The following is a 24739-nucleotide window of genomic DNA, read 5'->3' as shown; positions in this document are numbered from 1 at the left end:
AACTTAACATAATGAAAAAAATTATACTCGCTCTCCTGTTAATATCGGCCGTTGCCCAAGCGCAACAAATAGCGCCCTTAACCGTAGAGAAAATAATGCGCGACCCAAAATGGATGGGTACAGCGCCAACAAATTACAGATGGTCTGCAGATAGCAAGACTGTTTTTTTTTCATGGAATCCTGAGAATAAGGAAAGAGACCAGCCTTATATGGCAAACGTAACCACTAATAAGCCCGAAGTAACCGACGATAAAAACATAGAAAAAGCAATAGGTGTTAACTATACTTACAACAAAGACCGTAGTTTAGGGCTTTACGAAAAAGGTGGGGATATTTATTTCTATAACTTTAAAACCAAAGTAGAAACCCGACTAACCAATACCGTAGAGCGTGAAACTGGAGCACGCTTTTTATTTAATAACGAAATTGTTTATCAACGTGGCGATAATGTTTTTCAACTAAATTTGGCTACAAACGAGCTTAAGCAGTTAACTAATTTCGTAAGGGGTAAAAGACCTGCCGTATCTGAACGGCCAATAATAAGTGTTCAAGACGCATGGTTAAGAACAGAACAGACCGAGCTGTTCGACATCATTAAGAAAAGAAACCGAACAGGCGGAAGGGCTGGGGGTTTTGGCGGGGGTGGACAAAGAGGTGGCTTTAACACAAATGCTGCTCAACAAAGAACAATTAAAGCCGTTTATTTAGACGATAAGGCCTTGTCGAGCATAGTGGTTAGTCCAGATGGGCGATTTGTAAGCTATAGAATTACCACACCAGTTACCACTAATCATAATACAATTGTTCCGAACTATATAACCGCTTCTGGCTATACGGAAGACATTCCGGGACGTACAAAGGTTGGCGAAACCTTAACTAAATCGGAAACCTTTATTTACGACGCACAAAAGGATAGCGTTTATGCCGTGCGTACCGATAAAATTCCTGGCATCAAAGACCTTCCCGATTATGTAAAGGATTATCCAAAACAACTGGAAGAACGGACTAAGAAAAATGAAGATCGAAACGTTAACCTTTTGGGCCCAATTTGGAACGAAGATGGAAGCAATGCTATTATAGTTGCCGATGCGGCAGACAATAAAGATTTGTGGATCTTAAAATTGGATGCGGCTACTGGTGAGGTAAGTTTGCTGGATAGGCAGAGAGACGAAGCATGGATTGGCGGTCCCGGAGTAGGAGGAAGAGGCTTACGATGGATCGATAAAAATCGTTTTTGCTACCAAAGCGAGGCTACAGGTTACTCCCATCTGTATGTGTTTAATATAGTAACTGGAGAGAAAAAGCAATTAACCTCAGGGAAATGGGAAGTGCAAAGCGTGCAACTGTCCAAAGACAAAAAAACGTTTTATCTGACGGCAAATAAAGAACATCCCGGCATTACGCATTTTTATAAAATGAGTGTGGAAGGAGGCGAATTAACGCAACTTACATCGATGAAGGGTGGAAATGAAGTAACCTTATCGCCAGACGAAAAATGGCTAGCCATTAACTACTCGTATATGGATAAACCTTGGGAGTTATATATTCAAGCGAACAAACCAGGTGCAAAAGCGGTTCAGATTACTAAATCTACGACGGCCGAATTCGATTCGTACAAATGGCGCCAACCCGATTTAGTTTCGTTTAAGAATCGCTACGGGGCAGATGTATATGCTCGTGTTTACCCAGCAACGAATCCACATCCCAATAGGCCAGCGGTTGTATTTGTACATGGAGCAGGTTATCTGCAAAATGTGCATTATTGGTGGAGCCAATATTTTAGAGAATACATGTTTAATAACCTATTAGCGGATAATGGGTATACGGTTATCGATATCGATTATACTGCAAGCTCTGGTTATGGTAGAGATCACCGTACGGGTATTTATCGCGATATGGGCGGCAAAGACTTAACAGACAATGTAGATGGCGTTAAAATGTTGGTAGAAAAGTATGGTGTTAATCCGAAGCATGTAGGCTTGTATGGCGGGTCTTATGGAGGTTTCCTCACCCTGATGGCGCTATTCAAAGAGCCAGAAGTGTTTGCTGCTGGAGGAGCTTTACGCTCGGTAACAGATTGGGCGCATTATAACCATGGTTATACAGCTAATATTCTAAATGAGCCTTACAACGACCCCATCGCCTATAAACGAAGTTCGCCGATTTATTATGCAGACAAGTTTAAAGGAAATTTATTAATGGCACACGGTATGGTAGATGTGAATGTGAACTTTCAGGATATTGTACGCCTTACGCAGCGATTTATTGAGTTGGGAAAAAACAATTGGGAGTTGGCCGTTTATCCGGTAGAGGATCATGGGTTTGTAGAGGCGAGTAGCTGGACCGATGAGTATAAACGGATTTTTAAATTGTTTGAGACGACATTGAAGAAATAGGGCTTATTAACCACATAGGCACATAGCAACATAGGCTACGTGCCTATGTTGCTATGTGGTTTGTTTTTGCGTATAGACGTAATAGATAAAAACTGTTTTCGGAAAAGCAACTATAGATTTTGTCTATATGTGTATAGAGATTAATGATGCACAATAAGTGTTGTTTCGTTGTTTTTGCCCCTAATTAGCCGTACTTTTGCGCCAAAATAAAAAACAATTAAATTATGGCATTTGTAGGTAAAAAGTTCCCTAACGTTAGTATTGATGCAATATCAGAAATGGGCGATGATATGAAAATCAATATCTTTGAAGAAGCAGTTAATAAAAAATCGAAAGTCCTATTGTTTTGGTATCCAAAAGATTTCACTTTTGTTTGTCCAACAGAATTGCATGCTTTCCAAACGGCATTACCCGAATTCGAACAAAGAAATACATTAGTTATCGGTGCATCGTGCGACACGAATGAAGTTCACTTTGCATGGTTAAACACAGCTAAAGATAATGGTGGCATTGAAGGGGTAACCTATCCACTTTTAGCAGATACGCACAGGCATTTATCGAGCATTTTAGATATTTTAGATCAAGAAGTACACTACGATGAAGAAGGAAACGAATCGTTCTCTGGTTCTAATGTTTCTTATCGCGCAACCTATTTAATCGACGAAACAGGCAAAGTATTCCATGAAAGTGTAAACGATATGCCGTTAGGCAGAAATGTGAAAGAGTATCTGCGCTTAATTGACGCCTATAGTCACGTTCAAAAACATGGCGAGGTTTGTCCAGCTAACTGGGAAACGGGTGCAGTAGCGATGAATGCCGACAGACAAGGTGTTGCAGAATATTTAAGTGCACATTTAAATTAATCGATTAGGATGTTTTTAGAATTAACAGAAGACAACCTTCAACAATTTTTAAACGATAATAGCAAAGTAATGGTGCAATATTCGGCCTCTTGGTGTGGAAATTGTAGAATTATGAAGCCTAAATTTAAAAAGCTAGCCTCCGAAAACGAGGAGGTTACCTTTTTAATGGTCGATGCAGAAAAATTCCCGAACTCGAGAAAATTCGCCAATGTAGATAATTTGCCAACTTTTGCAGCCTTTGAAGAAGGTACTTTGGTAGATCAAGTTCAAACCAACAAGGTTGAAGGATTAACGGAATTATTCACAAAAATAAAATAAACGATGAAAATCCCAGTAATTAGACAATTGTTTCAACAGAGTACGCCTCTGCAACTCGAAACCACACTAGAGGTATTGGAGTTATTTTGTGAATTTAGAGGCGTTAGTGAAATCGAAATTGATGTAGCTGGCGAAATGATCACCAACATTTGCGGAGCTTTAGAGGTGCATGCTAAAGTAAGTGAAGGAGTTTCAGAAAAAGATGCACTTAATGGATTTTCACAGCGTGTGATGGGATCTATTGATCGCTAGTTTTGGCGTGGAGCAAGGTGTAATTTACCCCCTTGCTCCGCGCTTTTTTATACCTCTAATTTCCCTTCAACCGAATCATCCAGCGTTTTCCCAATTATCGCACCTGCTACCATTTTTACAAAGGCGATGGCATTTCCATGCTTATTGTCCCAATAATAACCTTCGGTAGGCTCTACTTTAATAACCGATATGCGAGGGTCGTTTTCACCTTCGGTGAACCAAACTTTTAAAAGCGGTTCCCATAGTTCTTTAATGATCGCTTTATCTTCGCTTATCGAAGCTATGCCATAAATACTAAGAAAATCTGAATGCTTAGCGCCTTGAAAGAGCAAATGAACAAACGGATCTTTTTCAATTTCACTGTTCTTAAAGCTGTCGTTTGCACTTAGAAACCAAAAATTTCCCTCGTCGTCTACTTTTTGCACCGACATTGGCCGTGTAGAAAATGGAATTCCAGTTTTAATATTGCTACAAAAGAAACACGTACTGTTCTTTTCGGTCATTTCTTTTATTCTTTTTGCTGCTTCTGCTCCAGAAAGGTCTTGATGATTTTTTTCTGGTTGTTCTTTATTGATGCTATCCATAAGTTAAATGTTTGGATAGCTAACAATGCTAGGGATTTATTGTTTAGCAATTGCTAAAACTGGGGGCTCTAGGGTTTTTTACCAAAGCGAGTGCAGGGTGATTTTCACAGAGAACATGGAGTGTTTTTCTTAACCGCTAAGGGCGCGAAGACCGCAAGTTAGATTCATTTATCATCATTTCCGTTAATCTTTGCACTTTTAGAATCTTTGCGGTTAAAACTGACGTACGCTCTGTGTATTCTCTGTTTCTCGATGGTTAAATGTGAAAGCTACACTATCGAAACCTTAATTCCCAAACTTTCCAGTCCTTTTCTCATCACTTCACTTATTCCCCTATCGGTGATGATGCGATCTACTTTATCTAATCCGCAGATACGACCAAAGCCCCTTTTCCCGAACTTGGTAGAGTCGGCTAATACAATAATTTTCTGAGAGGCAGCAATCATTTGGCGGTTAAGGTGCGCCTCGAGTGCATTTGTGGTTGTTAACCCAAATTCTAAATCAATTCCATCAACACCTAAAAACAATTTGCTGCAATACGATTCGATAAGCATTCCTTCGGCATAAGGCCCGGTAACGGATGATGAACTTTTTCGCAATACGCCACCTAACTGTATAACCTCTACGTTGGTTTGGTGAACGAGCTCTAAGGCAACATTTAACGATGCCGTAATAACAGTTAGTGTTTCTTTAGGCTGTATATTTCTGGCAAATGCTAAAACAGTAGTGCCCGATGCAATAATAATCGAGTCGTTCTCTTCAACTAGTTTGGCGGCAATAAGCCCAATTTGCATTTTTTCAGTTGCCTGAAGTAATTCTTTCTCATTAACTGGCCGATCTACCGTATATGGATTGTTTAAGGTTGCACCACCATGTGTTCGGTATAACAATGATTTATCTTCTAGCAATTTTAAATCCTTACGGATGGTTACCGACGAAACTTTTAGCTCTTTACATAAAGTTTGAACGTCTAGGCTACCATGCTGCTGAATTTTGTTTAAGATATATTGATGCCGCTCTGCAATGCCAATCATTTTACTTGGTTTAATTGGGGTTCAAGATAAAAATATTTTGTCATACACAACTCGTTGGTTTAAAAATAATTCTTCAAGAGACTTTTACAATCTTAAACCTTGACCAAGTTAAAACAACAAAAAATAAAACCTTTCAAAATTTAGGTTCCACATTTCAAGTCGACAAAATAGTTGAATTAAAGGCAAAAAGAGAGTTTGAATTAGTGTAAATAATTAACAGTTATAGAAATAAATGAATTTATTTTCTTTTTAATTCAAAAAATTTTATTTAGTTTCGTTTAAGATATTCTTTTAACAAAACGAAAGCTATCGAAAGTTTAATTTTTGCAAAGACATTAACCAATAGGATGACTTTTAACAGAGAGACTTTTTTAGATCAACTCGAACATCAAAAAAACTGGGATGTAATAATTATTGGTGGTGGGGCAACTGGCTTAGGTGTTGCAGTCGACTCGGCTACAAGAGGTTACCGCACGCTATTGCTCGAGCAGTCTGATTTTGCCAAAGGAACATCAAGCAGAAGCACGAAGTTGGTGCACGGTGGTGTAAGATATTTAGCGCAAGGCGATATCGCGTTGGTTTATGAGGCTTTGCACGAGCGTGGATTATTGCTTAAGAACGCGCCTCATTTAGTAAAAGATCAAGAATTTATTATCCCTATTTATTCGTGGTTTTCGAAATATAAATACCTTGTAGGTTTAAAATTTTACGACTTATTAGCTGGAAAAAGTGGGTTTGGAAAATCATCATTCCTTAAAAAAGCGAAAGTATTAGAAGCAATACCTGGATTAAAAGAAGAAGGCTTAATTGGTGGCGTGCGTTATAGCGACGGACAATTTGATGATGCTCGCTTGGCGTTAAACTTGGCACAAACTGCTGCCGAAAATGGCGGCGTGGTTTTGAATTACATGAAAGTGACTTCACTAACCAAAACGGGCGAAACTGCTTCGGGTGTGGTTGTTGAAGATGTTGAATCGGGTAAATCGTATAGCTTAAGCGCTAAAACAATTGTAAATGCAACAGGTGTTTTTGTAGATGAAATCTTAAAAATGGATACCCCATCCAGTCACCCATTAGTACGCCCAAGCCAAGGAGCCCACATCGTTTTAGATCCTTCTTTCTTAAAAGGAGGTGTAGCCTTGATGATTCCTAAAACAACAGACGGACGAGTGTTATTTGCTGTGCCATGGCATGGAAAAGTGTTGGTGGGAACTACAGACACCCCATTAAATGCACACAGCCTAGAGCCTGTTGCCTTAGATCAAGAAGTAGATTTTATCTTATCCACCGCCGGGCAATATCTTACTAGAACGCCTACAAAACACGATGTTTTGTCGGTATTTGCTGGTTTAAGACCATTAGCTGCTCCCGGAAAAGATACCAATAGTACTAAAGAAATTTCTAGAAGCCATAAATTAATTGTTGCAAAATCGGGTTTGATTACCATTACAGGTGGAAAATGGACCACCTACAGAAAGATGGCAATGGATGTAATCGATAAAGCAATTGAGATTGCACAACTGCCCGAAAAGAAATGCATCACCCAAGATGTGAAGATTCACGGCTTTCAGAACGGAAAGGATAAAGATCATCTTGCTATTTATGGAGCAGATGCCGATGGTATACGTAAGTTAATGAAAGAAAACCCAACATTCACTACTTTATTAAACCCATTATACACGTTTAATAAAGCGGAGGTAGTTTGGATGGTAAGGAATGAGATGGCAAGAACAATAGAGGATGTGTTGGCTAGAAGAATGAGAGTTTTGTTTTTAGACTCAAAGGCCGCGATAACATTAGCCCCTGTTGTGGCCGAAATAATGGCCAATGAGTTAGGAAATAACAAAAAATGGATCGAGCATCAGCTTAGCGAATTTAACAAACTGGCGCAAGCGTATTTACTGTACGAAGTTGATTTGCCTCAAAAAGTTGCTGAAGTTGTGAGTTAAATTAGTAAGTTTAATTAATAAAGAGTTAACATAAAGTTTACCTAAAAAAGGGACATTTGCCCTGTTAGTTATACAATGAAATAATTCGAAACAAAAAAGAACAAAAAAACTAACCAAAATAAAATCAAAGAGATGAATAGAGTTTTACCTGAACACCTTAAGAAGAGGGATGCTTTAGTGTATAGACTTGGGATAACCAAGTTTTATACGGCTGTAGCATTAGCCTTGTTTTTATTTCAAGTACCGGCAATGGCTTTTGTCGGGCCCACAATGCTTATCCAAGCACAGGAAACGGTTACCATTAAGGGTAAGGTTTTGGACGATGCTGATAACTCGCCTGTTCAAGGAGCGACTGTAATGGATGCTCAACGTAAAGTTTTGGGTGTGACCAACGCCGAAGGTGTGTTTACTATTAGAATCCCAAAGGGAGCAACCTTCAGTATCAATATGATTGGTTATACCGCCAGCACCCGTACCGCCACTCAGGCTACTGATAACTTAATTGTTCGAATGATAAGTTCAAGCAGCCAATTGCAAGAAGTTGTAGTAACAGCACTTGGTATTAAGAGAGAGGAAAAATCGCTGGGTTATGCCATTACAAAAATAGATAGTTCACAGCTTACCAATGCTATTTCTAGTAACTGGACAGATGCGTTATCTGGAAAAGTGGCCGGTTTAAACCTAGTTAGAAATGGCGGTCCTGCAGGGTCAAACAAAATCATACTTCGCGGAGAAAACAATTTGACGGGAGATAACGAAGCTTTAATTGTGATAGATGGGGTGGTTGCAAGTAGCTCTTCAAGGCGGACATCAGCAACCGGTGGTGGTGTATATGGAACTTCTGGCGATATTATGCCGGCAGATTTTGGCAGTGCATTAAATGATTTGAATCCTGACGACATTGAAAACGTTACCGTGCTAAAAGGTCCTGGCGCCTCTGCGCTTTATGGTCAGCGAGGCGCTAATGGAGCGATTTTAATTACCACTAAATCAGGCGCTAAAAACAAAGGCCAATTTGCGGTTACCTTTACTTCTAATACGGCATGGGAAGATATAAATCGCAGTCCCGATATTCAAAGTGAGTACGGGCAAGGGCAATTTGGTGTTTCCTATTTTTCTTACGGCGCAACCATTGATGGTGGGAGCACGAATGCCACAAGTGCAAGTTGGGGTGCGCCCTTTGCTGCTGGCGGAAACTTTTTTCAATACGACCCAACCATTAAAGGGAGGAGTTTAGAGAGGATGCCATGGGTTGCTTATAAAAACCCAATCGATGCCTTTTTTAAAACGGGTTTAGAAACAACAAATTCAGTAAGTTTAGGTGGAACCTATAAAAAGGTTGCGTTACGCTTTTCGGCCAGTCACGGAACCAACGAGTGGATTGTGCCTAATACGGGGCTTGAACGTACTTCGGCCTCTTTATCTGCAAACACCAACCTTAATAAAAAGCTTAGTTTATCCTTAAAACTTACTTATAATAACAGGCATAGCGATAATTTACCAGCAACGGGATATGGAAATCAATCGTTAATGTATTGGTTTATGTTTGCACAGCCCAATGTTAACACCGATTGGTATAGAGACTATTGGGTAAATGACATGGTTAACCGCCAGTTTGTAAACATTACAACTACCAACCCAGAAAGCCCTTATGCCATTTCAGAACAATACCTAAATAAACAAAGAAGAAATGGAGTTTTAGGAAGTCTACAGGCAACCTATAAGTTTACGAATGAGCTGAGCTTATTGCTGCGCTCGTCTATAGATTATAATAAGGATAATCGCGATACTCAGCGACCGTTTGACGCTTCAGGAAATAAATTTGCTCAAGGATCGTACCGTGAACAGGTTGTTAACTCTTACGAAGTAAATGCAGATTTCTTGTTAAAGTATAACAAAAAAATCGCAAGAGATTTAAGCCTAACTGCAACTGCTGGAGGTAGTCAGATGAGAAACCACTACAATAAATCAGAGCTTAGAGCAGATGGTTTAGTTGAACCGGGGATATTTAGATTGGATAATAATGCGAATCCTTTAATCTCTGTTCCGGATACAGCACAATATCGCATCAACAGCTTTTACGGAGCAATGTCGTTTGCATTCAAAAATTATCTGTATTTAGATTTAACGGGCAGACAAGATTGGAGCAGTACGTTAGCAACGCCAACACGTACAGATAATGTTGGATTCTTTTACCCATCAGCAAGTATATCATTTGTGCCATCAGATTTTTGGCAAATGCCAAAAGCCATTAATTTTGCGAAATTTAGAGCTTCATTATCGCAAGTAGGTAGTGGAGGTACTTCACCTTACCGCACAGCATATAACTATTCTCTAGCTTCAAACGGAATTTATCCAGATAGTGCGATGACCAATCCTACGGTTTTGCCAAATCCAAATCTGAAGCCTTTAAAAACGACAACGATTGAGGTGGGAGCAGAGCTTAGGCTTTTCAATAGCAGATTAAACTTTGATCTAGCCGCCTACACTGGAAGTACAAAAAATCAGATTTTAAATAGGTTAGTTGATCGTGCAACAGGATACAATGTTGCGGTAGTTAATATAGGAAGGGTAGATAATAAAGGATTGGAACTTGCGGTAAACGGAACGGTTTTAAAGACGAAAGAGTTTAAATGGCAATTAAACGGAACCTTTACAGCTAACCGAAACAAAATTATTGAGTTGGCAGATAGTTCAGTTGTACTCAGAACAGGAGCCTTGGGCGGCGGACAGGTTGTAGCAAATGTAGGGGGTAGTATGGGCGACTTGTATGGTCGTGGATATCTTCGCTCTCCAGATGGGCAGATTATTTTTGACTCAAACACTGGAAATGCGAAAACCAATTCTACAGATTTGCTCTATCTTGGAAATACAATGCCTAAATTTAGGTTCAGTTTTGGAACAGGTATTACGTATAGACAGTTCAATGTAAATGCTTTGTTTGATGCACAGTTGGGTGCGGTTGGTCACTCGCTAACGTTTTCAAGAATGGCTGCTTTAGGGAAGTTAAAAATAACGTTACCCGGAAGGTATAATGGTGTAGTTGGAGAGGGAGTTGTTCAAAACGATGATGGGTCATATCGTAAAAATGATGTAATTGCTACGAATTTTGAGAGTTATTACACTTCACTTTACGGGTCTGATCAAGCAGAAGGAAGTGTATTTAGAACTGATTATGTTAAATTTAGGGAAGCTACAGTGGGTTACTCGCTTAAATCAAGCCTCGCAAAAAAACTGGGGTTAAGTCGCGTAACATTAAGTGTTTATGGACGTAACTTGTTTGTTTGGTCGCCGTGGCCTGCATTCGATCCTGAGTTTGGAACCTTATCTGGTTCAGATATTGTTCAAGGTTTTGAAACTGGCCAATTGCCATCAACCAGAACTTATGGGTTTCGTTTAGTTGTAGGCATTAATTAAAGAGAAAATGAAACCATTCATCACAATTGAAAATAAATTTATACAGATGAAAAAGATTAAAAATATAACCATTTATACGCTATTGCTAGCTATTGGAATTTCATTCTTTTCTTGTAAGAAGGACTTTAATGAAGTAAATAAAGACCCTATTGGGAAAACAGCTACAACAGCTAATCAATTATTGGCGCCGGCTTTAACAAGTGTGCTATATGCAAACATGGTACGTAACCGCAGCTTTAACAATGAGCTCATGCAAGTTACGGTTGACCTGGGAGATTCGGAAGGAAGAGTATTTAGATATGATATTAGACGGAATGTTGCCGACTACACTTGGAATACTTGGTATCCGCAGTTAACGAATTTAAAGGATATCTATACCATTGCAAGTAAACCAGAATCTTTAAATAAATCGTACCAAGGGATATCCCTTATTACCGAGGCTTGGGTTTATCAGCTCCTTACCGATGTGTATGGTGATGTTCCTTACTTCGAGGCCAACCAAGGTAAAGATGGTGTGCTTGAACCAGCATACGATAAACAAAAGGATATTTATCTTGATCTACTCAAAAAATTGGAAGAGGCGAATACCTTATTAGCGGCTGGAGATGCCATTATACCTACTGGAGATCCCGTGTATCAAGGAGATGTTTCCAAGTGGAGAAGGTTTGGAAATTCTTTGTACTTAAGACTCCTGCTTCGTATTTCAGGAAAGGCTGAGGTTAGTTCTACCGTAATTGCGAAAATCAAGGAGATGATCGATACTAATCCTTCCAAGTATCCCATCATGGAAAACAATAGCCACACTGCGAAAATTCTTTGGAATGGAACAAACAGTAGTTCTGCAGTGTATTCTTCGCCATTTATGATTAGTATTCGTGCGGTTGATTTTAGAACTCCAGCTATTGCTGAATTTTTTATAAATAATCTGACCACCTGGGCAGATCCGAGAATTAATCAGTCTTTAGGAAAAAATAATGTGAACAGGTGGGGCATTGCACCAGGTATGAATGGTTTTGCAGGTGTACCGAGTGGGTATGCAAGTGGTAGTACCATCATCAAACAAGCGTATTTTTATTCAGATGCACAAACAAATAATCCAACAACATTACAAACAGATCCATATACGGGTATTTTAATGAATGTTGCTGAAGTCGATTTCATTTTGGCGGAAGCTGCCGCAAAAGGATGGATAAATGGAACGGGCGAAACCTATTATTATAAAGGAATAGCAGAATCTATAAATTATTGGATGCCTAATTTATTAATCAACCCTTCTGATCCGCAAGTTATAGCCTATGCTGTTGCCGCAGATATAGATTGGGATAATACGCTTCCTTTAAATACAACAGTAAGAGGTACCCAAAGTAAAATGGAGTTAATTCATTTGCAAAAGTATTACGCATTGTTTTTGGTCGACTTTCAACAATGGATCGAATTTAGAAGAACCGGGCACCCTTTCTTAAACCCAGCAACAGGTTTGGCAAATGGAGGTAAAATGCCGGCCAGATTGAACTACCCAATCATAAGCCAGTCTACCAACCCAACAAGTTATAAAAATGCAGTTGCTTCTCAAGGTCCTGATGATATTAATACATTAGTTTGGTGGCAAAAACCATAGGTAAGAAAAGCAGTTTTAATTGCGCATTACGATGAAATTAAAATATAAAAAGATGAAACCATCCAGCGCTTCATCACCATTAAAAACAAATTAAATTCCATGAAAAAAACGTTAAAATATATCCTTTTACTAACTTCAATAGTTGGGATTTGGACAGGATGTAAGCGAGCCGACGATTATGTCAAAAGCACACCAAGCGATTTTATTTCTAATTTCGATTTAAAAAAGCTCTATAAGGAAAGTGATTTAGCCCTAAACTCAACGCTACTAGGCGGGGCCACTTCTATAAAAGGAGTAGTTATTTCTGATTTTAGATCTGGAAATTCTCCAGCTGGGCTATTGATTATGCAAAATAGCCGAATGGCCGGAAATGGAATAGATTCTTTACGAGGTATGGCTTTTAACATTGGATCAGACGCTTCTAAATATCTTCCAGGAGACTCTGTTCATATTAAAGTTGACGGTGCAACGTTAAAAAGGGTTAATGGAATTTTACAAATTGTTGGGGTTTCGAATGCATCGGTTACCAAAATTTCTAGTGGCAAAACGGTTAGAACTCAAGCTGTAAACACAGGTAAAATTTTAGCTAATCCTTCTTTTTACGAGAACACTTTAGTTACTATAAGTAGTGCACTTTACGACCCAGAACCTGATGATAATGCAACTTATGCTGGTGATAGAGTTATTGATGATGGTTTTGGTAAAGCTAATGTTCACACTGAACCAACAGCTGCCTTTGCGAATGAAAAGGTGCTGCCAACAGGGAATTTTACCGGTATTCCTTTTGTAACAGGTAGTGGGGTTTCGGCTAAAATTAATTTATGGCTACGTGATGCGGATGATTTTTTCTTTGTGGTATTGCCTAAACTATCTCCTATAATTATTACTGGTTATATGGTAGATCCGAATGGGGGAGATGGAAATAATGAATATATACAATTTTTAGCAACTAAAAATATAGATTTTGCAGCTACACCATTTGCGGTTTATACAACCAATAATGCTGGTGCTAGTGCTACGCCTACCTTGGGATGGAATACAGGTGGAAGTAGAACCTATAAATTTAACTTAACTTCAGGCACCGTAACTAAAGGAGAATACTTCTATGTAGGTGGCACCAACAAAAATATAGATGGATCGTCATCGACAGTATCTACTGATATTAGTTCTTCAAATTGGATTGTAAGTACAGATTATTCTACTTTGGATGGAGCAGATGGTATTGGAAATAAAACCTCAAATCTTTTAGCCAACAGTGGTAACGTAGCGGGGATAGCAGTATTTGCAGGTACAAATGTTACGCCAACTACGATTCCTTTAGATGTGATTTTTTATGGTGGTGCGGGTGGTGTTTTCTATAGCGCAGGCCCTCCCGAAGTTGGTTATAGAATTACAAACACAGATTATTATAGTACCATTAACCCGCTAACGAGGTTACCGCAAAATTTCTATGGTGCAGGTACGAATACTAATCGTTTAAGTTTTCCTTCTGCTTCAACCAGTTTCTCTAAACTGGGTGGTGTTTACGATGCTACCTCAGGAAGATGGGTTACCGGAAGAACATTAACTTCTGTTAAATTAACTCCTACCTCTCAACTCATAGAAATTGAAGAGGGAGGAACAAGCCTAGTTAATTAAAGTTAACATAGGGCCAGCTAGAAATAACTGGCCCTTTTTTATTATTAGAATTCAATTTTTTGCGGTTTCACTGCGAATAAAATTAATATGAAATAGCCATGTGCCGAAAGACACAAACACAAATGAAAATACATGGCGTATTCTATATCACAAATGGCGAAAACATTATCTACATATGAATAGAAGATCATTTATACAAAAATCGGGATTATTAGCAACTACATTATTCTTTAGCTTAAAAGCGCACTCTTTTTCCTTAATAGATAGCAACAATAAAATTTCTGGACGTATATCCAGCAAAGGAAAAGGTGTTGGCGGCGTTGTTGTTTCAGATGGTTTTAATGTTGTAAAGACTGATTCTTATGGGAATTATACCATAGCTATACACCCGTTAGCCAAATTTGTTTGGTTAAGCACCCCTTCAGGATACGAATTTAAGATCGATAGTTATTTGGCAAAACATTACGAAGCCCTAACTACAAAAACAAAGTTAAACTTTGAGTTAAAAGCATTGACTCAAAATGATGATAATCACAGGTTCATTATTTGGGCAGATCCACAAGTGAAAAACAAAAAGGATGTTGCTCAGATGATGGAAACGTCTGTTCCTGATGTACAGCAACTTGTTCGAGAAATGGGTAATAATGCCCTCGTTCATGGCATATGTGTTGGAGATCTTGTATGGGATAATTTACCCCTGTACGAAGATTATAGTTTGGCTGTCGCTAAGATGGGAATTCCCTTTTTTCAGGCCTTAGGTAACCACGATATGGACTATAGACAAGGTGGTGATGATACCTCTGATAAAACATTTAAAGAATATTTTGGCCCCACGTACTACTCTTTTAACCGTGGCAAAGCACACTACATTGTATTAGATGATGTGAGATACCTGGGTGTTGAAAGAACGTATGATGGCTATATAACCGAAGACCAATTGGCTTGGATGGAAAAAGACCTGTCTCATGTGCCTAAAGATAATTTGGTAATCATTAACCTTCACATTCCGGTACATAATTCGGTTAAAAACAAAGAAGATTTTTATAAAATCTTAGAGAGCTATAGCAATGTACATATCATGTCTGGCCATACGCATTATAATAAAAATGTAATTCAAAATGGCATTTTCGAACACAACCATGGCACCGTTTGTGGTGCATGGTGGACCGGCCCAATCTGCGAAGATGGAACGCCCAGAGGTTATGGGGTTTATGAGGTAATTGGTACCCAATTAAAATGGTATTATAAATCTACCGGCTTAGATAAAAAGCATCAAGTTAGTATCGATATCGAAAACCTTAACAATCAGAAAAGGATTATTGCCAATGTTTGGAATTACGACCCTGAATGGAAAGTAGAATGCTTTTTAGATGGTAAGGCAGTAATTATGGAAAAACAAATAGGTTTTGATCCAGAAGCTGTTCGTTTATATAAAGGTGATAAATTGCCATTGGGAAGAACATTTCCGGAGCCGAGTAGAACGGACCACTTATTTATGGTGCATTGCGACCCTAGTGTAAGTAGCGTAAAGGTTGTAGTAACGGATCGATTTGGAGAGAAATATGAAGTGGAGAAATAGTGTAAATGCAACAATATAATAATCAATATGAAAAGATACATTCTAATTTCACTAGCTTTAATATTAGGTTGCAAAGCCGTTAAACAGCAAAATATAATGGAGGTTAAATTTCCAGATTTTAGCGCCGAGGCACATCGTGGGGGCAGGGGCTTAATGCCAGAGAACACCATCCTTGCCATGCAAAATGCCATTACAATGGATCATGTTACCACCTTAGAAATGGATACGCACATTACAAAAGATAATCAGGTGGTTGTTACCCACGATGATTATTTAAGTCCCGGTTTTATGCTTACCCCAGATGGAAAAGAAATTCCTACTGCAGATGCAAAGAAATATGCCATTTACCAAATGGACTATAGCTTACTTAAAACATTCGATATTGGCACCAAGGTAAACACAGCATTTAAGCAACAAAAAAAGGTTAAAACCTACATTCCTTTGTTGTCCGATTTAATTGATAGCGTTCAAAAAGAAATCAAGTTAAAGGGTAAAAAGCAACTTTTTTATAACATTGAAACCAAGTGCGATTTAGAAGGTGATCATGTAGTTAACCCTACTCCAGAGGTATTTGTGAAATTGTTGATGGATGTAATTGAAAAGAAAAAAATTACTCCCTATGTGGTGATTCAATCGTTTGACAAGAGAACGATTCAAATCATCAATAAAAAATACCCAAAAGTGAAAACCTCATTTTTGCTGGAAAGAAAAAAAACTTACGAAGCTTACATTGCCGATTTAGGCTATAAGCCTTTCATTTTGAGTCCAAATTATAAATTGGTTGATGCAGAATTGGTGAATAAAGCACATGCAGATGGGGTAAAGGTTATTCCGTGGACAGTTAACACTCCCACAGAAATTAACCGTTTAAAAGCGCTTAATGTTGATGGAATAATCAGCGATTATCCAAATCTTTTTTAAAATCTTAACATGAAGAAATTACTTTATTTAGTGGTTCTATTGGGTTATTTTAATTCCTTTGGTCAAAACACAGGTACAATTAAAGTGTCAACCAATACTAATGAATTAATTTTTAAAGTAGGCAACAATAAGCGAATCTATCAGAGTTATTTGGGTAGCAAGATGGCCGATGAAAGCTATTCGGATAAACGTTTCGAAAGTTATCCAACAGGGGGGATGGATTTCGAATTTGAACCCGCAATTAGAACGGTACATGCCGATGGTAATCCTTCACTAGAACTGAAATATCAGAAACATACGGCGATAAATAATGCTGATGGTTCAGTTAAAACCGAGATCTCTTTAAAAGACGAAGTGTATCAAACCGAAGTGGTATTACACTTTTTAAGCTTCCCACAGCAAGATGTAATTAAGGCGTGGACAAGCATAAAAAATGCTGAGCAAAAGGAAATTCTGTTAACCAATTATGCATCAGCTATGCTGCATTTTAACGCGGATAAGTATTGGTTAACTCAGTTTAATGGCGATTGGGCAAAGGAGATGCGGATGCAAGAACAACCTTTAACCAGTGGGATAAAAATTATCGATAGTAAATTAGGAACGAGAGCCAACAAATACCAATCGCCTCATTTCATTTTAAGCCCGGGTACAAATCCTTCTACCGAAGATAGTGGCGAATTAATTGCGGCTACTTTGGCATGGACAGGCAATTTTCGCTTGTCTTTCGAAATCGACAATAAGAATCAACTTCATGTGGGTGCAGGTATAAACGATTATGCCTCAGAATATCATTTAAAGCCTGGAGAAACATTTACTACGCCAGCATTAATCTTTACCTATAGCAACACTGGAAAAGGCTTGGCGAGCCGTAATCTGCATGCTTGGGCGCGTAAATTTGGTGTGTTAGAAGGCGAAGAGCCACGGTTAACTTTATTGAATAATTGGGAGGCTACTGGATTTAAGTTTGATCAAAATAAGTTGGTAGACCTATTTGACAATGCAAAGAAGTTAGATCTTGACCTGTTCTTGTTAGACGATGGATGGTTTGGCGAAAAATACCCAAGAGACAATGATAAAAGTAGTTTAGGCGATTGGAACGTAGACAAGAAGAAATTACCTGATGGGGTACCTTATTTGGTGAAATCGGCTACAGAAAAGGGCATTAAGTTTGGGATCTGGATTGAACCAGAGATGGTGAGCCCGAAAAGCGAACTGTACGAAAAACATCCCGATTGGATATTAAAATTGCCGAACAGGGCAGAAAATTATCAACGAAATCAACTCGTTTTAGATTTAACCAATCCAAAGGTTCAGGATTTCGTGTTTAAAGTAGTGGACGATTTATTTACACAGAACCCAAATTTAGCCTACATAAAATGGGATGCCAACCGTACGGTAACGAATGGGTTTGCTCCATATTTAAAATTTAATCAATCTCATTTATACATTGCCTATACTCACGGCTTTTATGCCGTTTTAGACCGGATAAGGGCAAAATATCCAACCATTCCTATTATGCTTTGCTCGGGTGGTGGCGGTCGTGTAGATTATGGTGCCATGAAATACTTTACCGAGTTTTGGCCGAGCGACAATACAGATGGATTAGAGCGTGTATACATTCAATGGGGATATTCTTATTTTTTCCCAGCTAACACCATTGCTGCACACATTACCAGTTGGGGTAAGCAATCGCTCAAATTCCGTACGGATGTAGCCATGATGGATAAATTGGGTTACGATATTAATGTGAGCGAGCTTAGCAAAGATGAAGTTTTATTTAGTCAGCAAGCCGTTGCAAACTACAAAGTGTTTAGCCCTGTTGTGGCGCTAGGCGATATGTATCGTTTAGCTTCGCCTTACGAGGGTAACCGAGCGGTGGTGATGTATGTAAACCAAGCAAAAACGAAGTCGGTTTTGTTTGCGTATTTATTAAATTCACGGTACCGTGAGGTTTTTATGCCGATAAAATTACAGGGATTAGACCCCTTAAAAAAATATAAGATTAGAGAAATAAATTTAATGCCAAATGTTAAATCTGTTTTAGCAGCAAATGATAAAATATACACTGGCGAATACCTTATGAAAATTGGTATCGAAACCAATAAAGTTAACGCAGACCCACTTACGAGCGTAGTACTCGAAATTAATGCGTTAAACTAACCGATAAGGACATAACAATTAACCTAACCAACCAAATATGAGATTTTTCCCACCACCAGCCAAGCACAAACCATTATTACCTCCCGAAAAAGCAAAATCCATTTATACTTGGGAGCGCTTTAAAGTCTTTATAGGTATATTTTTAGGATATGCAGCTTATTACTTGGTTCGTAAAAACTTTTCATTCGCTGTGCCAGAGCTACAAAAGTTAGGGTTTAGTAAAGGAGAGCTGGGTTTGGCCGCCTCTGCACTTTCTATAGCATACGGGTTTAGTAAATTTCTGATGGGTAATATATCAGATAGGAGCAATGCTCGATATTTCTTGTCAATAGGTTTAGTATTGTCTGCATTCACGATGATTTTTATGGGCCTTGTTCCCTTTGCCACTTCATCTATAGCAGTTATGTTTGCACTGTTGTTTATAAACGGATGGTTTCAAGGTATGGGATGGCCGGCTTGTGGACGAGTGATGGCGCATTGGTTCTCTGTTCGAGAGCGAGGAACCGCAATGTCGGTCTGGAATTTAGCACATAATTTAGGTGGTTTTTTAGTTGGTCCGCTTACTGTTCTTGGGTTCGAGCTGATTGGCAACTTTCATGGAATGCTTTATTTCCCAGGATTGGTTGCTATTGTATTTGCCTTTATCACCTTGCTATTGGTTAGAGATACTCCCCAGGCAGTTGGTTTACCTCCTATCGAAGAATATAACAACGATTACCCCAAAAGCTACGATTCAAAAACCCAAGAACAAGAATTTTCGTCTAAAGAAATATTCTTAAAATATGTATTAAATAATAGGCTTCTTTGGTACATTGCAGTTGCAAATGCTTTTGTGTATCTGGTTCGAAATGGGATCATTAATTGGGCCCCAACATTTTTACAGGAAGCAAAAGGATATACCAAACTCGAAGCGGCTTGGGCATCTGGAGGCTATGAATTAGCCGCAGTTCCGGGAACCTTACTTTGTGGATTGATTAGCGACAGGGTTTTTAAAGGAAGAAGGGCTCCCGTAACCATTATCTACATGGCAATGACATTGATAGCGGTACTTGTTTATTGGAAATCGCCCAATGACAATCATCTCATTCAAAATGCATCCCTTTGGGCGATAGGGTTCTTTATTTACGGTCCTGTGATGTTGATTGGTGTTCAAGCGATCGATTTAGTCCCTAAAAAAGCTGCGGGAACAGCAGCAGGTTTAACTGGCTTATTTGGCTATTTTATTGGCGATTTATTAGCGAATGCAGCATTGGGTAGCCTAGTTGATAAACAAGGTTGGGATGCAAGTTTTATTGCCATTGCTTTATCTTGTTTATTTGCTATTTTCTTTACTGCATTTACATGGAATAGAGAAAAAGATAACTTATCCAACTTAACTCCATTATCACATTAAAACTAATTTTATGAAGAATATATTTAGAAAGTCACTTTTCCTTTTCGGAATACTAGCTGTTTTAGGAAGCACTGTTACGGCTCAAACCGTTAAATGGGACAGCACCTATCGCCCTGGTAAATACGCAGAACAGGTAGCGAAATTTAAATCAGACCCCATCGTAAAAGGCGATTATATATTTTTGGGGAACAGTATCACAGCTGGAGCAAATTGGGCTAAATTATTAAACTTACCACAAGCAAAAAACAGAGGCATTTCTGGCGATATTACCTTTGGCGTATTAGAACGTTTGCAAGAGGTAATTGATCGTAAGCCAGCTAAGGTTTTTATCTTAATTGGGATTAACGATATTTCGAGAAATATACCCGACGAAGTTATTTTAAGCAATTATAAAAAGATAATAAGTCGCATACGAGCAGGTTCGAAGAAAACACAGATTTATTTTTATACGTTACTGCCTGTAAATGCAGCTTTTGAGAAATTCAAAAACCATTATGGCAAAGATGATCATATTTTATATCTGAATGATCAAATTAGAAAATTCACGGCAAAAAAGGTGAAAGTAATTGATTTGTACCCAGCATTTTTGGATAAAGAGAATCATTTACGAGCCGAGCTTACTAAAGATGGATTGCATCTCATTCCAGCAGGTTATCAGGTTTGGAGGGAGCTGTTAGAAAGGGGAGGGTATTTAAAATAGGCTAACCATTTTGAAAATAAAGTTACTTATTTGAACAAAGCAGGGCTAACTTTTATACTATCAAAGTGGTAAGCTAAATACCATTCATTCTTAAATTTCTACAACTCATCTAAATTCTATTTGGGAATTCATTTTTCTGTCGCACTTTAGTAGCTATAAATTAATTTATTAATTTGAATAAGCTAAATGATAGAGAAAAGATTATCCTTTAAAGAACATGGTTGGTTGCGAACCAATATCAAATACGCTATTATTGGGATTATAGTAGGGCTGATAATAAGTTCAATGATAGCCCTCTTTTCACCTAATGGAATTGGGCTTCAAAGTGTGTTGTTGAATATACTTTTTAGTTTTTTCATTACTTTAAGTATTGCAAACATTATTGGACTTGTTCAGTGTTACTTTACACCCAAGGGGCATAATTTTTGGAAGTTTGTGCTGGTATATTATGCCTGTAATTTAGCGGGAATGTTTATAGGCATGGAGCTTTCATATTTGATCGTCTCACTCATTTTCCATGTTGAGTATAATTTGATGAGCCATATTGGCGATTATAAATTCAATATTTTCATCACCCTTGTTATAGGTACACTTATTCTTCTCTATCATTTTCAAAGGGTAAATGCGGAAGCCGTACTAAGGTCAAAAGAAATGGACCTTGTTAAATTAAATCAATCAAAAACGCAGACCGAACTACAAGCTTTACAATCGAAAATAAATCCACACTTTTTATATAACTCCCTTAACTCGATAGTAAGCTTAATTCATGAAGACCCCGATAAGGCAGAGGAGATGACCTTAAAACTATCTAAATTATTCAGATATAGCATTAACGCTCAAAATGAGAACTTTTGCGCTATAAAAGAAGAGATAGAAATTTTAAATACCTATTTGGATATCGAGAAGGTACGATTTGGTAACCGAATTCAGTTCATGATCGAAGTACCCAAAGAACTAGAGCATGAAAAGGTTCCGCGATTTTTGCTCCAACCTATGGTAGAGAATGCTTTAAAACATGGTTTGAAAGATGTTCGCGACCATGGAGAAATCCAAGTAGTGGTAACTAAAAATGAAGATCAGCTAGACCTGTTCATTTATGATAATGGCATCCCTTTCCCTAATGAACTTGAAGCGGGTTATGGTATGCAAAGTACATTTGATAAGCTGCAATTGCTATATAAAGATAATTACGACCTGCAGATTAATAATAGCCCCAAAAAGCACATTAAAATTTCTATCCCTTTAACTTAATTACCATGTGGAAGACTATAATTATAGACGATGAACAACTCGCTCGCCAACGCCTAAAACGGTTATTGAAAGTGTATGATGAAATAGAGGTAATTGCTGAGGCAGAAGATGGAGAGCGAGGGTTAGAAAGCATTAATACCTACAAGCCCGACTTAATCTTTCTTGATATTGAGATGCCGATTTTAAATGGTTTCGAAATGCTGCCAAAGTTAACCCATCAGCCTAAAATAGTGTTTACCACGGCTTATGATCAATATGCCATTAAAGCATTCGAAGAAGGCTCAATCGATTACTTGCTTAAGCCGATAGAAGTAGAGCGATTAGCTAAAACAATTAAAAAACTAAAGCAAACTAATTTGGTGGCTGCACCTGTGCAAATGGAAGAACTTATTCGCCAAATGCAGCAAAAAAAAGCCATTAAAACGTTAACTGTTAAGTTAGGAGATAAAATTTTACTCATAAAATTAACGGATATTGTATATGTTCAAGCAGAAGACAAATATGTCTTTTTGCATACAGCTGATGGAAAAAAGCACCTAACCGATTTTACATTATCTGCCCTCGAAGAAAAGTTACCAGAAGAGTTTATCAGAATTCATCGTAGTGAAATTATCAATATCGAGTACATTAAAGAAATTCGAAAAGGATTTAATGGAGCATTGGTTTTTGTACTAAACAATGTGGAAGAAACGAGAGTTACCTCGAGTAGGTCGAATAGCGAGGCGCTGAGAGAGAAGTTTGATATTTAACCATCGCACTTTTGACAATCTTTAAGGTTGTCAAAAGTGTGATGGTAGTTTTATCTTATTTCAAATACGGTTCCATAATTTTCTGCCAAATGGCATAGCCTTTCGCATTCATGTGCAGCATATCTGAGGTGAAAATATCCTTCATGATCGAACCATCTTTAGCATACATAGCATCGGCAGTATTGATAAATTTAGCACGATCCATTCCTTTTAGGATGGTTGCAATCTTTGCGTTGGCTTCTTTCATCTGTGGAATATACTTTTCGCGTGAAGGACTTGGTTTTATTGAAACGAAAGCAATATAAACTTTCGGATCATTACCTCGAATTAAATCGAACAATTTTTGAGCGCGAGCCACTACAACATCTGCAGTTGCATTGCCCGTAAAGTCATTCTCTCCACAGTAAATAACCACCTGTTTTGCATGGTAAGGGAAGATAATATCCTTTGCATATTCGATTACATGGGGTAAAGATGAGCCACCAAAACCACGGTTGATAATCACATGGTTAGGAAAATACGCCTGTACATCGGTCCATTTTGTAAAAGTAGAACTACCCACAAAAAGCACCGCATTTTTTGGTGGAAATTGAATACTATCTTTCTTCTTAAAATTTTGAATTTCTTTATAGAATGGAGCTTCTTGTGCGTTAGCGAATACAAAGGCACATAAAAAAAGGACAAATAAGGCTAGTTTTTTCATTTTGATATTTATTTTATTGGTTTTAAATTGTAAATCCGCTCTGCCAAAGGTTGTAAAGCAGGTAAATCATTTGTTGGTTTATCTAAGTAAAAATAACTGGTTGCCGAATAATCGTCGACCCTGTAAAACAAAACACCCCCTGGCCTAAATTGCTCGTCGGTAATTAATGGGGGGTGTTTCATCGCATTTAACTTCAAATATCCTGTTTTTGAATTTGCAATCACAGGTTTTAGGTTAACCCCTTTCTGGTGCAGTTCTCTTGCGCTTTCTAAACTAGTGCCACCTAGCTCTTGCAAGGTAACTTTTATACTTGTTTTAAAATAGATTTCGTCTGGCACATGGTATCGATAAAACGCAAAATAACCTTCTTTGTTATCCGCAATTAAGCAACCTTGATATTGGTGATTAAATGTGCCTAGTCCCCAGGCTGCACCCACATAATCTTCGGTTCCCGTACCATTTATAGTAGGATATTTAGTGTCTTCATCGATAAACATCTTAACTTCGCCTTCTCCCCACCAAGTACCATTATAAAGCGAATCGGTGATTACACCAATGTTGGTCCCCAAAAATCTTCCTTTTCCTTTAATTGTTGGTAAAATTTCGAAGTCTTTACCCAGGTCGTTCGTGATTTTTCTATTCCAAAAGGCATGAAAATAAAGTACATCCTCATTATGTGGGGGCGTTTCTAAAACATCAACATCATAAAATAAATTTACATTCAATTTGCTCTCGTTTACGAACAGAATTTTCACCTTCGAACGAAAAGGCATGGGAATAAAGCAATTGAATGACTTCCCTTCTGGGTCGCTAAAGAACGCCGACTCAAAGGGTCTTTTTTGACCTAAACCAATTCCAAAAAAATCACCAAAAGGAACATCTACTGCAGGCTTTTCGGAACCATCCCAAAAAATCTTTAAACGAATGGATCGCAATACTTCGGGCGACCTGTCGCTAAGGGTATACCACATCCGTTGGATAATGCCTGTGCCTTTATAGTCGACGATGGTTCGTGTAACGCCAGGTAAAATTGTCTCGGTTGCGTGGCCTTTCGCACCATCATTTTCTTTTCCGCCATTTCCTTTTTCACCACTCATGTTCTCGAAACTAATTAATCTCGAGTTTACATTATTGCGCATCCTGAAAAGTTCTTGCGCTTTACATAGGGTACTGGTTATAGCCAAAACAAGAATTAAAAAATAGAGTCTTTTCAT

Annotated in this window: 19 protein-coding genes; 15 read left to right on the top strand and 4 right to left on the bottom strand. The window is 38.2% G+C overall.

Going from position 1 to position 24739, the window contains the following annotated elements; translation table 11 throughout:
• Positions 1–11 precede the first annotated feature (11 nt).
• From WG904_RS05320 to WG904_RS05305, 4 genes are all read left to right on the top strand, one after another.
• Positions 12–2396, top strand: coding sequence for a S9 family peptidase (locus WG904_RS05320; protein ID WP_339578256.1), 2385 nt, complete (start codon positions 12–14; stop codon positions 2394–2396).
• A gap of 224 nt (positions 2397–2620) precedes the next feature.
• A complete protein-coding gene (locus tag WG904_RS05315) occupies positions 2621–3259 on the top strand; it encodes a peroxiredoxin (RefSeq protein WP_339578255.1) in 639 nt (212 codons plus the stop codon).
• 9 nt (positions 3260–3268) lie between these two features.
• Entirely contained in the window at positions 3269–3577 is a 309-nt protein-coding gene (locus WG904_RS05310) for a thioredoxin family protein (RefSeq protein WP_339578254.1), read from the top strand.
• A gap of 3 nt (positions 3578–3580) precedes the next feature.
• Entirely contained in the window at positions 3581–3829 is a 249-nt protein-coding gene (locus WG904_RS05305) for a DUF6952 family protein (RefSeq protein WP_339578253.1), read from the top strand.
• A 47-nt stretch (positions 3830–3876) separates the two neighbouring features.
• On the opposite strand, the gene WG904_RS05300 is transcribed toward WG904_RS05305, so the two are convergent.
• Both WG904_RS05300 and WG904_RS05295 read right to left on the bottom strand, forming a co-directional pair.
• Positions 3877–4413 carry a pyridoxamine 5'-phosphate oxidase family protein gene (locus WG904_RS05300; protein ID WP_339578252.1) on the bottom strand — a complete coding sequence of 179 codons (537 nt, stop codon included), beginning with the start codon at positions 4411–4413 and terminating at the stop codon, positions 3877–3879.
• Between the two features lie 269 nt (positions 4414–4682).
• Complete coding sequence (locus WG904_RS05295; protein WP_339578251.1) at positions 4683–5447, bottom strand: DeoR/GlpR family DNA-binding transcription regulator; 765 nt, start codon at positions 5445–5447, stop codon at positions 4683–4685.
• A 347-nt stretch (positions 5448–5794) separates the two neighbouring features.
• Here WG904_RS05295 and WG904_RS05290 point away from each other — a divergent pair, with 347 nt between their 5' ends.
• The 11 genes from WG904_RS05290 (at position 5795) to WG904_RS05240 (ending at position 22822) form a co-directional block, all read left to right on the top strand.
• The gene (locus WG904_RS05290) at positions 5795–7396 is read left to right on the top strand and encodes a glycerol-3-phosphate dehydrogenase/oxidase (protein ID WP_339578250.1); all 1602 of its coding nucleotides are present in this window, start codon (positions 5795–5797) and stop codon (positions 7394–7396) included.
• Between the two features lie 132 nt (positions 7397–7528).
• Positions 7529–10813 carry a SusC/RagA family TonB-linked outer membrane protein gene (locus tag WG904_RS05285; protein WP_339578249.1) on the top strand — a complete coding sequence of 1095 codons (3285 nt, stop codon included), beginning with the start codon at positions 7529–7531 and terminating at the stop codon, positions 10811–10813.
• 46 nt (positions 10814–10859) lie between these two features.
• Positions 10860–12431 (top strand): SusD/RagB family nutrient-binding outer membrane lipoprotein, encoded by a 1572-nt coding sequence (locus tag WG904_RS05280; protein WP_339578248.1) that lies wholly within the window; start codon positions 10860–10862, stop codon positions 12429–12431.
• 99 nt (positions 12432–12530) lie between these two features.
• Positions 12531–14069: a DUF5689 domain-containing protein gene (locus WG904_RS05275; protein ID WP_339578247.1), complete on the top strand. Its 1539-nt coding sequence runs from the start codon at positions 12531–12533 to the stop codon at positions 14067–14069.
• A 175-nt stretch (positions 14070–14244) separates the two neighbouring features.
• Positions 14245–15648, top strand: coding sequence for a calcineurin-like phosphoesterase C-terminal domain-containing protein (locus WG904_RS05270; protein ID WP_339578246.1), 1404 nt, complete (start codon positions 14245–14247; stop codon positions 15646–15648).
• A gap of 27 nt (positions 15649–15675) precedes the next feature.
• Entirely contained in the window at positions 15676–16569 is an 894-nt protein-coding gene (locus WG904_RS05265; protein WP_339578245.1) for a glycerophosphodiester phosphodiesterase family protein, read from the top strand.
• Between the two features lie 9 nt (positions 16570–16578).
• Positions 16579–18729, top strand: coding sequence for an alpha-galactosidase (locus WG904_RS05260; protein WP_339578244.1), 2151 nt, complete (start codon positions 16579–16581; stop codon positions 18727–18729).
• Between the two features lie 37 nt (positions 18730–18766).
• The gene (pgtP, locus tag WG904_RS05255; RefSeq protein ID WP_339578243.1) at positions 18767–20122 is read left to right on the top strand and encodes a phosphoglycerate transporter protein PgtP; all 1356 of its coding nucleotides are present in this window, start codon (positions 18767–18769) and stop codon (positions 20120–20122) included.
• A gap of 10 nt (positions 20123–20132) precedes the next feature.
• On the top strand, positions 20133–20822 hold the full coding sequence (locus tag WG904_RS05250) for a GDSL-type esterase/lipase family protein (RefSeq protein WP_339578242.1): 690 nt from the start codon (positions 20133–20135) through the stop codon (positions 20820–20822).
• Between the two features lie 186 nt (positions 20823–21008).
• On the top strand, positions 21009–22073 hold the full coding sequence (locus WG904_RS05245) for a sensor histidine kinase (protein ID WP_339578241.1): 1065 nt from the start codon (positions 21009–21011) through the stop codon (positions 22071–22073).
• 5 nt (positions 22074–22078) lie between these two features.
• Positions 22079–22822, top strand: coding sequence for a LytR/AlgR family response regulator transcription factor (locus WG904_RS05240; RefSeq protein WP_339578240.1), 744 nt, complete (start codon positions 22079–22081; stop codon positions 22820–22822).
• Between the two features lie 55 nt (positions 22823–22877).
• On the opposite strand, the gene WG904_RS05235 is transcribed toward WG904_RS05240, so the two are convergent.
• Together WG904_RS05235 and WG904_RS05230 are read right to left on the bottom strand one after the other, a co-directional pair.
• Positions 22878–23525: a GDSL-type esterase/lipase family protein gene (locus tag WG904_RS05235; RefSeq protein ID WP_339578239.1), complete on the bottom strand. Its 648-nt coding sequence runs from the start codon at positions 23523–23525 to the stop codon at positions 22878–22880.
• Between the two features lie 8 nt (positions 23526–23533).
• A complete protein-coding gene (locus tag WG904_RS05230) occupies positions 23534–24739 on the bottom strand; it encodes a glycoside hydrolase family 172 protein (protein WP_339578238.1) in 1206 nt (401 codons plus the stop codon).

It is taken from the genome of Pedobacter anseongensis (genome assembly GCF_037482965.1).
Lineage (GTDB): Bacteria > Bacteroidota > Bacteroidia > Sphingobacteriales > Sphingobacteriaceae > Pedobacter > Pedobacter anseongensis.
This window is presented reverse-complemented; position numbering and strand designations above follow the sequence as displayed.